At 36.2% G+C, this 16,009-nt stretch carries 15 protein-coding genes; 2 read left to right on the top strand and 13 right to left on the bottom strand.

Features of this window, described 5'->3' with window-relative positions:
• Nucleotides 1-21: 21 nt before the first annotated feature.
• The 11 genes from ABWO41_RS07255 to ABWO41_RS07205 form a co-directional block, all read right to left on the bottom strand.
• Entirely contained in the window at nt 22-564 is a 543-nt protein-coding gene (locus ABWO41_RS07255) for an NADH-quinone oxidoreductase subunit B (protein WP_353135680.1), read from the bottom strand.
• Nucleotides 565-664: 100 nt separating this feature from the next.
• Nucleotides 665-1,042: an NADH-quinone oxidoreductase subunit A gene (locus tag ABWO41_RS07250; RefSeq protein WP_353135677.1), complete on the bottom strand. Its 378-nt coding sequence runs from the start codon at nt 1,040-1,042 to the stop codon at nt 665-667.
• A gap of 88 nt (nt 1,043-1,130) precedes the next feature.
• Nucleotides 1,131-2,804, bottom strand: a complete 1,674-nt coding sequence (locus ABWO41_RS07245) for a tetratricopeptide repeat protein (RefSeq protein WP_353135674.1) — start codon at nt 2,802-2,804, stop codon at nt 1,131-1,133.
• Nucleotides 2,805-2,836: 32 nt separating this feature from the next.
• Nucleotides 2,837-3,715 (bottom strand): PstS family phosphate ABC transporter substrate-binding protein, encoded by an 879-nt coding sequence (locus ABWO41_RS07240; protein WP_353135671.1) that lies wholly within the window; start codon nt 3,713-3,715, stop codon nt 2,837-2,839.
• Entirely contained in the window at nt 3,708-3,944 is a 237-nt protein-coding gene (locus tag ABWO41_RS07235) for a hypothetical protein (RefSeq protein WP_353135668.1), read from the bottom strand. Before ABWO41_RS07235 ends, ABWO41_RS07240 begins: the two co-directional genes overlap by 8 nt.
• Nucleotides 3,944-4,777: an energy transducer TonB gene (locus ABWO41_RS07230; protein WP_353135665.1), complete on the bottom strand. Its 834-nt coding sequence runs from the start codon at nt 4,775-4,777 to the stop codon at nt 3,944-3,946. The genes ABWO41_RS07235 and ABWO41_RS07230 overlap by 1 nt, the downstream gene beginning before the upstream one ends.
• Nucleotides 4,778-4,831: 54 nt before the next feature.
• On the bottom strand, nt 4,832-5,380 hold the full coding sequence (locus ABWO41_RS07225; RefSeq protein ID WP_353135662.1) for an ExbD/TolR family protein: 549 nt from the start codon (nt 5,378-5,380) through the stop codon (nt 4,832-4,834).
• 2 nt (nt 5,381-5,382) lie between these two features.
• Nucleotides 5,383-5,994: an ExbD/TolR family protein gene (locus ABWO41_RS07220; protein WP_353135659.1), complete on the bottom strand. Its 612-nt coding sequence runs from the start codon at nt 5,992-5,994 to the stop codon at nt 5,383-5,385.
• Nucleotides 5,995-6,091: 97 nt separating this feature from the next.
• Nucleotides 6,092-6,919 carry a MotA/TolQ/ExbB proton channel family protein gene (locus ABWO41_RS07215; protein ID WP_353135656.1) on the bottom strand — a complete coding sequence of 276 codons (828 nt, stop codon included), beginning with the start codon at nt 6,917-6,919 and terminating at the stop codon, nt 6,092-6,094.
• Nucleotides 6,920-7,278: 359 nt separating this feature from the next.
• Entirely contained in the window at nt 7,279-7,635 is a 357-nt protein-coding gene (locus ABWO41_RS07210; protein WP_353135653.1) for a translation initiation factor, read from the bottom strand.
• A gap of 11 nt (nt 7,636-7,646) precedes the next feature.
• Nucleotides 7,647-8,543 (bottom strand): diacylglycerol/lipid kinase family protein, encoded by an 897-nt coding sequence (locus ABWO41_RS07205; RefSeq protein ID WP_353135650.1) that lies wholly within the window; start codon nt 8,541-8,543, stop codon nt 7,647-7,649.
• 186 nt (nt 8,544-8,729) lie between these two features.
• On the opposite strand from ABWO41_RS07205, the gene metK reads away from it, so the two are divergent.
• Nucleotides 8,730-9,986, top strand: a complete 1,257-nt coding sequence (gene metK / locus ABWO41_RS07200) for a methionine adenosyltransferase (RefSeq protein WP_353135647.1) — start codon at nt 8,730-8,732, stop codon at nt 9,984-9,986.
• A 151-nt stretch (nt 9,987-10,137) separates the two neighbouring features.
• Here metK and ABWO41_RS07195 read toward each other — a convergent pair whose 3' ends face one another.
• Nucleotides 10,138-12,948, bottom strand: coding sequence for an outer membrane beta-barrel protein (locus tag ABWO41_RS07195; RefSeq protein WP_353135644.1), 2,811 nt, complete (start codon nt 12,946-12,948; stop codon nt 10,138-10,140).
• 140 nt (nt 12,949-13,088) lie between these two features.
• Here ABWO41_RS07195 and ABWO41_RS07190 point away from each other — a divergent pair, with 140 nt between their 5' ends.
• The gene (locus ABWO41_RS07190; protein ID WP_353135641.1) at nt 13,089-14,186 is read left to right on the top strand and encodes a glycoside hydrolase family 5 protein; all 1,098 of its coding nucleotides are present in this window, start codon (nt 13,089-13,091) and stop codon (nt 14,184-14,186) included.
• An 869-nt stretch (nt 14,187-15,055) separates the two neighbouring features.
• On the opposite strand, the gene ABWO41_RS07185 is transcribed toward ABWO41_RS07190, so the two are convergent.
• Nucleotides 15,056-16,009: hypothetical protein (locus ABWO41_RS07185; protein WP_353135638.1), on the bottom strand; the 954-nt coding region annotated here is incomplete at its 5' end.

Genomic DNA, 16,009 nt, shown 5'->3' with positions numbered 1-16,009 from the left:
GTTGGTTTGAGATTTTTGCCATTATTGAATTCCGTAACTTTCTAACAATTGCTTGTATTCTGGTGAGTTTCTTCTTCTCGAAGATTCGTTTTTCACCAGTTCCTGAATTTTATTAAACCCATCTATAATTCCCTCTGGTCTTGGGGGACATCCGGGGACATAAACATCTACTGGAATAATTTCATCTATACCTTGGAGAACAGAGTATGTATCAAAAATCCCCCCACTTGATGCACAGGCTCCTACAGCAATAACCCAACGTGGCTCTGCCATCTGAGTGTATACTTGCTTTAATACAGGAGCCATTTTTTTTGCAATTGTTCCCATCACCATTAACAAATCTGCCTGTCTCGGAGAAAAGGAAGGTCTTTCCGAACCAAATCTGGAAAAATCATAATGAGCCCCCATTGTGGCCATAAATTCGATACCGCAACAGGAAGTAGCAAAAGGAAGTGGCCACAAAGAATGTGAACGAGCTAAACCTATCACCTGATCTAGCGTAGTAGCGAAAAAACCAGAACCTTCGACCCCAGCAGGAGCATTACCCATTTTTATATCGCTCATAAAATCTGTCTTCTCTTTAGTTTAAGGTTATGTAAGCCGTAAATTTATTCAATTTTAGCCGTAAATATTACTATTACAGCTATTTAGAATAATTCTAGAATTAGTCATTCCACTCCAGAACTTTCTTTTTTAGTATATAGATAAAGCCTAAAAGCAATGTCCCCATAAAAATGAACATTTCTATTAAACCGTTGATTCCAAATTCTCTAAAGTTTACTGCCCACGGGTACATAAAGATCACTTCTATATCAAAAATAACAAACAGTATTGCTACAATAAAATACTTGATCGAGAATGGTTGACGGGCATTTCCAACAGACTCAATTCCTGATTCAAACGCTGTTAGTTTGATATCTGTTGTTTTTCTCTTCGGTCCAATTAAATGGGTAATTGTCATAGTTAACACCACAAACCCCAAAGCTATGGCAAGTTGAATTACAATTGGCAAATAGTCTACCGGAGTGCTCAAATTTTCCATGAAATTAAGTTTGTACAAATATATAAATTCGTTACAAATAACAAAGGGACGGAAAACCGTCCCTTTGTTATTTGTAAAAACATTAGTTCTATCCTTTTATTGCTCGAAGTGCATCTTTTATTTGAACATTGTTTGGATCCAGTTCCAGCGCTTTATCAAAATATTCTTTAGCTTTTACTTTATCTCTCGTAATAAAGAAGCCGCCATTATAAGAATAAGCTTCTACTAAATTAGTTTTGTCTCTGTCTGTTAATGCGGTTGTCTTAGCTAAAGTCAATTCAATAAACTTATCGTAAGCTTTAACAGCCTTTTGCTCTGGGTCTTTCTCATCTAAATAATATTCTACACGAGCAACATATAAATATGCATCTGCGTTATTCGCTTTTTCAGCTACATAAGTGAACGCACTATCTGCTTCAATTAATGTCTTCTTAATTAACTCCTCATTTTTCGGATTTTCATTATTCAATTCAATCGCAAAATGGAAATATTTAGAATAACCCAAATAGAACCAATCTGTAAAAGAAGCTTTCGGCTGATTGGTTATTTTTTGATAGTATTCTGCTGCTTTACCATATTTTTTACTTGCAAAATATGCCTTTGCTATGTTTCCTAAAATTTCAACATTGGAAGTATCCAGTTCGTATCCTTTAACATAGCTTTCTATCGCCAGTGAATCTTCTTTTGTTGCCTGATAAGCCTTCGCTAAATTCAAATAATCGCTAGCGATTAAGCGCTTAGGTTCTACCGATTTTATAAAATTATTGATGGCAGTAATACCTTCCTGATTATGCCCATTTGCAACTGCTGCATAGCCCAGGAAACGCTCGGCTAATTTGAAATCGCCTTTCGATCCATATTTTGCAATAAAGTCCTTTGCTTCAGTTTCTAAAGTTGCAAAGTCTTCTGCATTTAATAAGAAAATCAAATATCTATATCTCGAATCTGCTGAACGATCAGTTAAATCTAAATATTTAGAATATTGCTCTTTTGCTTTTGGCAACAAAGTGGCTCTTTTAGCAGGGAACTGGGATGCCCAACGATAAGAGTTTTCTGCCAAAGCTCTATAAGCGGGACCAAAATTTGGTTGCTTTGCAATTACCGCATTTAAGGTTGATTCAGCTAGCTCAAAATTATATGCAGCCGTCCAGATTTCACCAATATTAACATCTACACTTGGCAGATTACTGTCGTAAGTTGTAGCTCTTTGATATTCTGCTACAGCTTCGCTATTTTTCTTCTGTGCTTTATACGCATTTCCTAAAGCTACATACAGTTCCGGGTCTTTAGATCCATTTGCTTTTGCTTTTTCAAACCATTGAAATGCTTTATCCAGATTTAAAGATTGCTCATAAGTATAAGCATTACCGATGTAGATAAACTCTTTATAATCTCTTTTTTTCATTCCTGCTGTAGCTTTATCAAAATTTGCCTGTGCAGCAGTCTCATTCTTATTAAATAAATCCACTGTTCCCAGACCGATATAGTTGAAACTATATCCCGGATCTGCTGCTATACCTTTTTGAAATAAAACTTTTGCAGAGTCTGCATTTTCCAACCTTAAATATAAATCTCCAAAATAGAAATAATTAGATGCTACAGTTGGTTGTGTAGTAATCAAATTATTAAACATGGATTTCGCTTTCTGATACTGCTCTGCAGTTACAGCATTTCTTGCATCTTCTAAGCTCTGCGCTATTGTCACCGTTCCCATGGAAACAAAGCCTATCGCTGCTATTGCTATTTTCTTAGTTATATTCATATTTCAATTTTAAACAAAAAAAATAAAAAAATCTACTTCCTTATAATAATTTGCCTTGATGGAAGCGAGTCTGGAGCAATTCCTGACTTTAAAATTATCCTTTGGCCAATATCACTAGCCAAAAATGCTGCAAAGCCAGTACCTAAACCTGCCTTTCCTTGACAATCAATTAAATACAAATCTCGTTTTAATGGATACTCTCCTGTTTTTAAAGAAGATTGGGTAGGCTCTACAAAAACACCTTTATCATTCCTTACAGCAAGGCTTTTTATCTCTTTAACCATATCCTCAATCTCCTTCGTAGGCCTTTTTATCCAACTAACACTAATTATGCCATAAGCTTTTGGATTCTCTTTAACATACTTAATCACTTCCTCACTGTTATTAAGTGCATAGATGTTTTTTGCATTTAATTTCTTAACGTCAAGATTCGTCATTAAGTATTCAACTGTAGATGACTGCACATTGTCAAAAACAACGACCGGTGCGTTTTCTGCGGTACCATTTAAAAAGCTTTTAAGCTCATTAACGGTTATTTTATCTGTAATATTGTTTTTAGAGGTAATTATTGCAATCCCATCTGTTGCAAACTTAATTGACCTAACTTTTACATTTTTCTTAATAAAAACTTCTTTTTCTTCCTCACTCAGTTCTCTTGGCAGGACGGCAACGTCTATGCTATCATTCAAAAAAATAGACAAAGCGCCCTTCAATGGTTTATAAACCATTTCAATAGATGCCTTTTTATACCTGCTCTGAAATACCAAATGTTCATCATCCACAATTGGAAACAAAGATTCGTCTGAAACAATTTTTGTACTTCCAAATGTGTAATTTTCTCCCCTTTCCTTATTTTGGCTGCATGAGAAGAGAGACAGGCCAAAAAAAGCGAGTAAAAGCAGTTTATTCATCTCTTTTATCTTGCAAGACTCTTACTAATCTAAAAAGTGAGTAGATTATAAGAAAAGCGGCAAAAACATTCTTCCACATTGGTTCTACTCCAACCAGCAATGGGAAACTATCCCAAAATATAATAACCAGTCCTAAGACAAAATAAATAATAGAAACGGTTAGCCCTAAAATGAGTAGAAATCGCTTTTGGGGCGATTTCTGACTCCTTCTTGTTCTTTTATACTCCATTATTGTTGTAACTGAAACATAATAGGCACAGAATAGGACACCCTAACCGGCCTTCCATTTTGTACACCTGGTTTCCATTTTGGAGATTTCTTCAAGATACGAATTGCTTCCTGACCTAAATCTTCTCCTCCCGGAACACCTCTTAGTACTTTGATGTCCGTTAAAGAACCATCTTTCTCTACTACGAAATTTACAGTTACCCTTCCTTGGATATTATTTTCTTTAGACATCGGAGGGTAAACCAAATTTTTCCCCAAGAATTTATAGAAAGCTTCCATTCCTCCAGGGAAATCCGGAAATACTTCTACGTTAGTAAAGATTTCATTTGAGTCTTCCGTTACTACCTGATTTACCGGTCCTTCTCCATATGTAGGATTCTCGATCTGAATTTGTGCATCTGGGTCTCCCTTTAATGTTTTCTGTCCCGGGTCTGCTTTCTCTAAATCCTTAATGGTTGGCGGTTCTTCTTCCACAACCTGCTCATCCGGTTTTACTACCGGAGGCGGGAACCTCACCTGGTCTACGCGCGGCGGAGGTGGCTCCACGGGCGGAGGTGGGGGAGGAAGCTCCTTATCTACTGGAGGTGGTGTTGCTAAAACAACCTCTGTCTCCGTCATCTTTTGTTGCTGATCTGCTTCACTATCTGTACTCTTAAGATATTTGCTTATCATAGGAACAGCGAAAGCAGCAATGAACAATAACCCTCCAATTAAGACTGCTCTGTTGGTGTGTTTAGCACTATTCTTACGTAGATCGTAAGCGCCGTACTCTTTATTACGCCCCTCAAAGACAATGTCTATCCAATTGCGAGTTAAAATATCCAGCTTTGGCATATTTTTTTATTTTTTCTTGTTAACTATTTAACGTTTTCCGATACTAAAATAGTATTAGTAAACTCCCTGATCTTTAAGGAGATTGATTTCTGCTGGTTCTATCTTATTAACAATACCGTAAGAAGGAACCCCTGCAATTTTAATCTCATCTAATACATCAACGAAGTTCTTGTAATTAGATTTATCAGTAGGTTTTACAATAACCATTAATCCTTTACTAGGATCCCCGGTAGAAGCAACTATTTTGTCATTATTCTCTATAAAAGCTTTACGAATACCGCTTTTACCATAATTGTCTACTGTTGGAGGGTTATCTCCTGCAACTCCCATATACCAAACGACTTTGTTGTCTTCTGCTAACAAAACCGTCATTGTTCTGGAAGCTTTAACATCTAGTTCGGCATCTGGATTTTTTTCATCTTTATCTGGCATGAACATATCCATGGCTTGCGGTTTTGCAAGCGTGGTAGTTAACATGAAGAAGGTAATTAATAAGAACATCAAGTCAACCATCGCGGTTAAATCCACGTTAGTAGACTTCTTCTTGGTCCTTACCTTTCCACCGTCTTTTTTACCACCACCCGAGGTATCTAATTGTGCCATTTTTATCTATCTAAGCCTTCTAAAGAAGTGATTAAACTAAACTTATTTATTTTTTGACTTTGCAAGATATCTATTACATCTCTAATTACAGGATATTCCTCATTAGAGTCTCCTTTAATTGAGAATCTTAAATCCTGATTGTGTATTTCTTTTGTAGCATATCTAGCCTGAAGAATCCACTCGTTCAACTCGTTATTAGTAGAGTCTCTAGGGATACCCGGCTGTTGCAATTTGTTTCTGTCGTTTCCTGACATTGCAATAAACTCTTTCAAGTTTGCAACAGGAACTCCAAAAGATTCAATCAAAGAAAAACGTAACTTCTCTTGCTCTGTGAATTCAATGCCATACTTTTCACCGATTCTTTGTAGCATATTGATTCTCACGTCCTGACCTACTACACCGAAAAAAACTTTTCCTTGACCTACAGTAAGTGTAGAAATGTCTGTGTCGGGTAATTTAATAGTAACAGTAGAAGAAGGAATATCTACAGGCAGCGGTTCTGGCTGTCTGGCAGTAGCCGTCAATATAAAGAAAGTAAGCAACAATGACGCCACATCACACATTGCGGTCATGTCAATCAGAGTGCTTTTTCTTTTAATTTTTACTTTTGGCATCTTCTTATTTTTTAATTATTAGTGTACTGTTAATTTCTTTAAAAAGTGTTCTGACTTTATACCTCGCCAGAACACCCAAAAACTATTCACTAATATTTTATCTATGCGTAGAAGCGTAGGTTTGTACAATAGAGAAACCAGCTTCGTCGATAGAATATGTCAAAGAGTCAATTTTAGATGTAAAGAAGTTGTAAGAGATAATCGCCAAAGTTGACGTACCGATACCTGTAGCAGTATTGATAAGGGCCTCAGAGATACCGTTCGCTAATGCTGCCTGGTCAGGAGCTCCTGCAGTTGCCAAAGCCGCGAACGCTTTAATCATACCCACAACCGTTCCTAATAGACCTACTAAAGTACCAATAGAAACTAAAGTAGAAATAACAGTTAAGTTTTGCTCTAACATTGGCATTTCTAAAGCTGTTGCTTCTTCGATGTCTTTCTGAATAGCTAAACATTTTTGTTCTGTATTCATTACTGTATCGGCTTCTACTTCTTTATATTTTAAAAGTCCTGATTTAATTACCGCAGCAACAGATCCTTTTTGTTTGTCACACTCAGAGATTGCACTATCGATATTGCTTGAAGACAAGAAACCTTGTACTTTTTTAACAAATGCATCTACATTTCCTTTACCAGCTGCTTTGCTAATAACGAAGAAACGCTCAATTGAAAAAACAATAACCATTAAGAACATACCTATTAAGAAAGGTACTACAACTCCTCCTTTATAAATCATACCTAAATAGTTACCTTCTAATGGGTGATTGTTGTTATCGCCACCTTCAAAGTTAGCTGGGTTACCCATAACGAATAAGAATATTCCCCATGCGATAGCGATACAAATTACAATAGCTAATCCTGCAAAAATACTTGAACCTCCAGAGGTTTCTTTCTTAGCTGTAGTTGGTTTTGGTGCGTTTGACATTGCTTGTTGTTAATTTAATTTTTAGTTTTTGATTAATTGATATTTATTTAAAGTTCTTTATTACTATACCTTACAGCCTCAAACAAGGCAATAACAAATTTATGATTTAATGTTTAAAATCAAATTTTTTATGCTTTTTCCTGAAAATTTGTTGAAACTCTACTTTACTTTCGACAGCAGTTCCACGTCCTAATTTCATAAGCTAATTTAAAAAAACTTTTTTTTTGTTTTCCTATTAGCTTTTACAATAAAAACCATTTTTTGTTTAAAAAACAAAATTTAAATGATTTTTTTTGATTATGCAATCGATTAAAAGGCACGTCTAGGGCACTTACTGAACTCTTAAAGAGTCATTTAGCCTATCCACCTACTTGTTTCGCCTTATAGCCTTCTTTTTGCAACAATTCAATTACTTTTTTTCTAAAATCGCCCTGAATAAGAATCTCCCCGTCTTTTACACTTCCTCCAACGCCACATTTAGTTTTCAGCATCTTCCCCAACTCTGTAAGTTCTTGCTCTCCTCCCACAAAATTTGTAATCAGAGTAACCGCCTTTCCAGACCTTTGCTTTTTATCTAGCTGAACTTTTAAATTTTGCTGATTTTTTGGTAGAGATTTCTCTTCTGCATTATTGTATTCCTCATAAACGAAGTTAGAATCTGTGGAGTATACAATACCTTCGAAACTATTGAATTTTTTTGATTTTTTTTCACTCATCTCTTTTTCTTTTATACAAGAACCTTTAAAGAAAGATGTTCTACATTTATATCTATTTGTTTAATTTCTGTTAACGGCTCTCCGTCTATATGTACCGGACCTATTTCCTCTTGTTCTATTTTAATATTTTTCCCTTTGATAATTTCCAGATATTTTGATCCATCTACATTCTTCAGGAGCATTCTGGCAATTAAAACCGGAAACCAATATAAAGGAAAAGGCTTAATGATACAGACGTCTAACAATCCGTCATCAATTCTTGCTTTTGGAGATATATGTGCATTATTCCCATATTGGGAAGAGTTTGCAACGCTTATCATAAAAGCTTTTCTTTCGTATTTCTTTCCGTCTATATACAATCTGTATATTTTTGGTTCATACCTACTTATCTCCTTTAAAACACTTACAACATATCCTTTTAATCCTCTTTGTGCATTGTCTGCAAAAAGGGCACTTATTCTGGCATCAAAGCCAAAACCGGCTACATTAAAAAAACGTTTGTTATTAAATTTCCCCGAATCTATCGTACGAACTGTGTTGCGATTTAACAATTGAACAGCTTTTTCTTTTTTTAAAGGAATATTGAGGGTACGCGCTAGTCCATTTCCCGAACCACAAGGAATTATCCCCATTTTTCTTCCAGAAAAAACCATTTTAGATGCTACTTCATTTATTGTACCATCGCCCCCAACTGCCACTATACAGTCATATTCCTGCATTATTGCTTCCTCTGTCAGATACGACGCATGGCCCCCATATTCTGAAAAAACAATCTCAGCATCAAATATTTTTTGATCTAAAAACTTATCCACGAGTTCAGGAAAGCGAATTTTGTCCTCACCTCCTGAAATCGGATTAACTATAAAAAGTATCCGCTCTCTGCTCAAAACATCTCTTTTAAACGCCAACAAAGTAATTCTATTTTTAACAAATTTAAAATTTGTTATACCTTTGTGCCAATTAAGTGGAATGATTTGAGATGCTTTATCTAAAAGCCAGGATTGCAACCACGTAAAAAAGTGCTAAAGCCAAACATGCTTTTATTTCTGCAGTCAAAGAATTCCCGTTTATAGTATTGATTTTAATAATTTATCATGTCTTATTTATTTACATCGGAATCTGTATCAGAAGGTCATCCAGATAAAGTAGCAGATCAAATTTCTGATGCTTTGATTGATAATTTCTTAGCTTTTGACAAAGATTCTAAAGTTGCCTGCGAAACTTTAGTGACTACAGGGCAGGTCGTTTTAGCCGGAGAGGTAAAATCTGCAACCTACCTGGATGTACAAAAAATTACAAGAGATGTAATCAGAAAAATTGGTTATACAAAGTCTGAGTATATGTTCGAAGCAAATTCTTGTGGAGTTCTTTCGGCTATACACGAACAATCTCAGGACATTAACCAGGGTGTAGACAGAGCTAATCCGGAAGAGCAAGGGGCAGGAGACCAGGGCATGATGTTTGGCTATGCAACAAACGAAACAGAGAATTTTATGCCTCTGGCGTTGGACCTTTCTCATAAGTTATTGATCGAGTTAGCAGCGTTGAGAAGAGAAAATAAAGAAATTACCTATTTAAGACCTGATGCAAAATCTCAGGTTACGATTGAATACAGTGATGATCATCAGCCAATAAGAATTGATAGTATTGTAATTTCCACTCAACATGATGATTTTAATGCAAACGATAAAGTAATGTTATCTACCATCAAACAAGATATTATTAATATTCTTATTCCGAGGGTAAAAGCGTTATTAAAACCAGAGCTTCAAAAACTTTTTGATGATAACATCAAATATCATATTAATCCAACAGGGAAATTTGTTATTGGTGGTCCTCATGGAGATACCGGATTAACAGGAAGAAAGATTATTGTGGATACTTACGGAGGTAAAGGTGCCCATGGAGGCGGTGCTTTTTCTGGAAAAGATCCCTCAAAAGTTGACCGTTCTGCCGCTTATGCCACAAGACATATTGCTAAAAATTTAGTTGCTGCTGGCGTTGCTGACGAAGTTCTTGTTCAGGTATCCTATGCTATTGGTGTTGCAGAACCTTGCGGTGTTTTTATTGATACTAAAGGAACTTCAAAAGTAAATTTAACTGATGGCGAAATAGCAAAAAAAGTTACCCAGATTTTCGATTTGAGACCTTACTTCATTGAGCAAAGGTTAAAACTGAGAAATCCTATCTATTCAGAAACAGCCGCTTACGGCCACATGGGACGTAAGAATGAAGTAGTAAACAAAACATTCTACGGAACTAATGGAGAAGAAAAAGTAGTTGAAGTTGAATTGTTTACCTGGGAAAAGTTAGACTACGTAGACAGGATAAAAGAAGCATTTGGATTGTAATAACTCCTGTCAAACAGGCTATCTATTAGATTCTCTAAAATTACCATAAAGAACGCTGACAGAATAACTTGCTTTTAGCAGATACCTGTCAGCGTTTTTTGCAATTCAAAAAAATATTTACGCTACTAAGAATAATGCTTTGACCTTAAAGTTACATTCCCATTGGCGAAAATCCACTGCCTCCAGGTCTTCCACCACCTCCTTCGCGGAATCTTTGCCTTCTCATTTCATTATTCGTATCATCTACAGGATTATTATTTCCTCCAAACTTATTAAGCCTCAGTGTAAAAGTGAGCATAAAATATCTGGACAAACGGTTACTGCGACTATCTAAAGTATAGTTATCTGCAACCACCCTCGATATCGCAGTATTTTCATCTAACAAATCAAAAGCTGTTAATCTTAACGCTCCGGTATTTCCTTTAAAGAACTGCTTCTCCAGATAAGTATTTATTATAAATGGGTTTTGGTCAATATTGTTAAAACCTCTGTTAAAGTTTTTATCTGCCTGAGTTCCCCATAAAAATGTTTTCGTGAAATATATTTTACTATCTAAAGCAGTAGACCACGTGTGTATTTCTGTATTGGAGCGGGTGCTTATAGTATTGTTATTTGTATTATAGGTGTAGCTTATCGCAGGTACAACTTCCAGCCAGTCTTTTGGCTGTATCTGTATCTGTAATCTTTGGCTCAAGATCCAGTTTCTTCCAATATTTTTGGCATCATCAACGAAAGAAATATTGTTATTGTAATTTGCCATTCCTCTTAAACCAAAAACATATTTTTTGTCTTTTAAGGGCTTGTTATAAGCATAAAATCCATTAACGGTAAAATATCCGCTCGCGTTGGTATATCCTCTTTCCTGAATAATTTCTGGTGATGATAGGTTTTGCGTCTTTGTTGTACTTACAATTTTGTCCCGAGTGAAATTAATATTGAAATTGCTGAAAAAAGTGTTCCCGGTTTGTATGTTGGAATTGTTATAGCGAAGGTTGATTCGATTATTAAATTCCGCATCCAATCCTGGATTTCCGACAATTGGATATTGCGGATTTGAATTGTCTGTTATCGGTTGCAGCTGGTTGTATGACGGAAGATTACTCCGTCCATTATAATTTATATTAAATTCTTTAGATCTTGAAAACTTATATTGGAATCTTGCCGAAGGAAATATATTGAAAGCATTGTTTCTTGTAGAGGTATTTCGTGTATAGGATTCTCCGCTTAATACGCTCGGCTGAACTCCAAAACCTAGTGTATAATTAAACTTTTCCTCTCTTACCCGATAGTTCATTCCTATTCTGTTTGTGGTAAAGCTATATTTATATTCGTCACTAAGATTAGAATCGTATACCGGAGCCAATAGCTCATCGTCAGAATTTAATACCAGTCTGTTGTTGCTTATTCTATTATATCCATATTCGTAATTGAATTCAAGACTTTTTGTTTTGGATAAAGGCTCTATGTACGATGTATTGATATTGATATTATTAGTATTGTTATCGTTGCTAATGAGCTGTCTTCTATATAAATTTTGAGCTGAGGTGATCGGGTCAATTCCATATTCTATTGATTTATTTAGGTAATCCTGATCAGAGCTCATATTTGCCGTGCTTAAAAAAGCACTTATAGATAAATTTCTGGTTGTCCCCGCAAACCTGTGGTTATATAAAATATCTGCTCCAACATTGGGATTTCTGCCATCATTTATATCTGTGGCCTCGCCTTTAGAAGAAAGTTCATTGTTTTTTTCGATACTAAACGGAGAAAATGCCGTGCTTTCGTTGGTAGAGAAAGTAATCCGTGGTGTTACTTTCAGGTAATTCAGCGAATCTATTTTGTATTCCAGATTAAAGTCAAACCTGTGATTTAGGTTATCTGTTTCCGAATCTGTATTTCTGATATCGTTAATGATGTTGCCTCCGGATACATTTTTCTGAAACCGTGATGTGGTAAGTGTATTGTTTCTGCCGAAGATAGAATAACTTCCATAAGCAGTTAATTTACTGCTCCATTGATCCCGATAATTGATTCCTAAAGATTTGACATCTGTTAATCCCGAAGGACTAAAATTAAATCCACCCCGGCCCCCGCCGCGTCTTCCTCCTCCGCTACCCTGTGTGAGACTGAAAATATTCGCATTGGTATTGTTCAAATTAGTCAATAAAGAGATTTGCTGGTTATTGTTGAATTTTGCTGCAAAAACAGATGCCTGATACCTTTCTTTGCTTCCCCCACCAACAGTTCCTCTAATAAAGGAGCCTTTATTTTTATCGGGCCTGATAGTAAAATTAAGGATTTTTTCGGGGTCTCCATCTCTGACTCCCGTTATGTTTGCCTGATCTCCGTAATCGTCAATTATCTGTACATTTTGCAATACATCGGCAGGTAGATTTTGTGTTGCGGTTTTCACATCACCACCAAAAAAATCTTTGCCGTTAACACGAACACGTGTCACTTGTTTGCCCTGCGCTGTAACATTACCATCTCGATCTACTTCTACTCCCGGTAATTTTTTAAGCAGATCTTCTGCTAACGCGTTTTCTCTTAATTTGTATTGATCTGCCCGAAATTGTAAGGTATCTTCTTTTACGACAACATCTGGTGTACCATCTACTGTAACCTGACTTAATAGCCTTACATCGCTACTTAATGTTATAGTCCCTAAATCAACATTTCCAGCACCTGATGATGAAAAATTATATGCTTTGGTAAACGACTTGAATCCCAATGCGGTAACATTGATTCTGAAGTTTTTGCTTTTCACATTTTTAATAGAAAACTTACCATCAATATCTGATACTGCACTTAAAGTATCCTGAGCTGAATAAAGCTTAACGGCTGCACTTATTACCGTAAGCCCCGTTGAGTCCTTTAGTACTCCAGAAACTTCGTTGGTTTGGGCAAAAGAAAAATGTACCGATAAAATTAAAGCCAAAGAAGAGAAAAAACCTTTCATCATTTAAATTAAATACAATATGAGTAGACTCTAATATTAAAGAAAAGTTTAAAAGCAAAGACAATAATATATCATATCAGGCTAAAAAAAATCAAACAAGATAGCTTGCATCGCGCTATCTTCATCTTTAAAATAGTATAGATATGAAAAGAACTTTGTTATTATTAATTTTTACTGCTTTATTTATTTATTCCGCATCCGGTCAGCCAGGGCTCCGAAGCAATGAAATTAAAAAAGAATGGTGGCATATTAATAGAATAACTCCCTTTATAAAGCAATATCCGGAGACAAACATATTAAGCCAGATTAGCGTAAAAGGTAATTCTTTTGTTGATGAAAGTGGAAAAACTATCGTTTTTAAGGGGTTATCTATTTCAGATCCAGATAAATTAGTAAAAGATGGCTATTGGAACAGGAAGCACTTTGAGGTAATTAAAAGCTGGGGAGCAAACATTATCAGAATTCCCGTACATCCTATCGCTTTTCACCAAAGAGGTGTGGAAGAATATATTAAACTGTTAGACGATGCTGTAAAATGGTGTTCGGATTTGGGCATCTACGTTATCATAGACTGGCACTCAATAGGCAATCTTCACATGGAAATCCTTTCTCAGGATATGCATAATACCACTAAAAAGGAAACCTTCAATTTCTGGCGCACTATTGCCGCCCATTACAAAGATGTACCTACAGTAGCCTTTTATGAATTGTTTAACGAACCAACCCTCTATAATGGGCAATACGGCATTTGTACATGGGATGAATGGAAAACCTTAATGGAACAGGTTATTGACGTGATTTATGCCAATAATAATAAAGCTATACCTCTGGTTGCAGGCTTTAATTGGGCTTATGACTTAACACCGGTTAAATTCAAGCCTATTGAAAGACCTAATGTTGCCTATGTTACGCATCCATACCCTGGAAAACGCAAGTATCCATGGGTTGATGAATGGGAAAAAGATTTTGGTTTTGTTGCCGACAAGTTTCCTGTGATAGCTACTGAAATAGGTTTTATGACTGATAACGATGAAGATAAAAACCTGAACGATGACGGTAAATACGGACCAAAAATCATGAATTATTTCAATAAAAAAGGGATATCATGGGTTGTGTGGGTCTTTGATCCGGTTTGGGTACCGCAGATGATCCATAATTGGAATTACGAACCAACTGAACAAGGGAAGTTCTTTAGAGATGTAATGCAGGGAAAATTTAAGTATGATAGCATTAATAAGTAAAGTTAATACCTGATTTTCTAAATGCAGGTCTAATACTTTTGTATTTCCGTTCCCAAAGCCGCTATATAAAAAGCCCAGGAAATTGTTATTTCAACGACTTAGGAGGATGTCTGCCTGCCAGCAGGCATCTCTTTCCTAAACATTTCTGAGAGATCTTTTCTCTCAAGCATCGGGGCTCAGGGGTGATAGGAACCTTAAGGCCTTTAAATTCAAGAATCAAAATGAATACAGGATCTTCTTAACAAAAAGACCCTGTCGATACAAGAAGAATGCTCCCTCATTCTCGCATTGATCACCTTTTCCCTAGGGACTTGGAAAGGGGGAAGTATTAAAGGTGAAGGCTAATATTTGTGCCCACACGAAAGGATTCATTGGGAGACCCTGCACAAACATACGATTCCCCCGTTTCGTCATCCTGACCGAAGGGAAGGACCCCACATACAAGTTTATTGCCTTTATGATGAGATGCTTCCTGTCGTTAGCATGGCACAACCGTAATTATACTCTTAACCTTAACTTGATATCCTATGCGATTCATGGGAAAGCTTCAGCATATGACTCTTCAACCCCGCTTCCTGGAAATCGGGATGACAATCCGGTGCTTTTAGATAACCTGTGCTACCTAAACTGTTTCCTTTTCTTCTTAACTTGGCGCTTATGCGCAAGCACAGGAAGAGCAATCTCTTTAACGTTACGCAACCTCCAAATGAGTGACCTCAAACTCTAACTTCAGAAAGACGTAGTGTAGCGGTTAAATAAGCAAATAATAATCGATCTGTAAAAACACAGCCAGAGAAAAAAGAAAGAGGATAAATAAGCAGAAATCCCGCTTATTTATCAATAGGTCTTTTCTAAATGTATCTCCGCAATTATTCTAAAATAAATTTAACGCTTTGCTGTTCTTTTTGGTTTACCATGGTAGCAATGTATACACCTGAATGTAGTTTAACAGGCATTTCCAACAGATTATCGCCCTTTAATAAATAATGTTCCTGTTCTGCACATTTTCTGCCGGCTATATCTCTTATTATTAACTGGCCTGTCCCAGAGGCAGGAACAGATACAGACACCTTTAAAGTTCCGGCAGCATTTCTGAAAACACTAAACGATGACGGTTTTTCAATTCCCGTATTAACGGTTATTACCTCAGAAGAAGAAACAGTTCCGTCTAAATCAACCTGGTTTAATTGATAATAACCAGTTCCCGGAAAAGGATTTTCATCTCTGAAAGAATATTCCGTAATTACGTTCGATTTATTTTTTCCCGGAACAGATGACAGTCTTTGGAATATTCTTCCATCCTCTGAACGTAAAACATCAAAATGAGAGTTATTGCTTTCTGACGCTGTGCTCCAATTTAAAATTACTGCATTATAGTGATTAGTGGCGGTAAAAGACATCAAAGATACAGGCAGGGAAGTACTGTTTTCTGTAAGCCTGATGTAATCTATATTTACTGTATGGCCGATTGAAACAGGGTAAACCGGACTTGGTACGTCAAATCTGATGATACTTATATTGCCACTCCATCTCGAATCATTACCCAAATCAATAGTATATTCTTTATAAACATCGTCATTGGCTGAGATAGTAAATTCTATATATGCGGCGGTAGCATTGGTTCCCCACCAGTAAAATCTTGCCTTTGTATCAGATGTCTTGTTTTTTAGTTTGATGACAGCCTTTTTACTGATTGAAGGATCAATGTTTCCGGCAGGAACATCGTATTTAATATGGCAATAGGTTTGTGCAGCGTTAAGTGTAAGTATTCCATCTGTAATATGTGCATCTGTATAATTCACAATAGACCATCCCTCTGTTTG

The organism is Pseudopedobacter sp., assembly GCF_040392825.1.
In the GTDB taxonomy this organism is placed as follows: Bacteria; Bacteroidota; Bacteroidia; order Sphingobacteriales; family Sphingobacteriaceae; genus Pseudopedobacter.
Note: the sequence above shows the minus strand (reverse complement) of the source record. Positions and strands in the feature narration are given on the sequence as shown.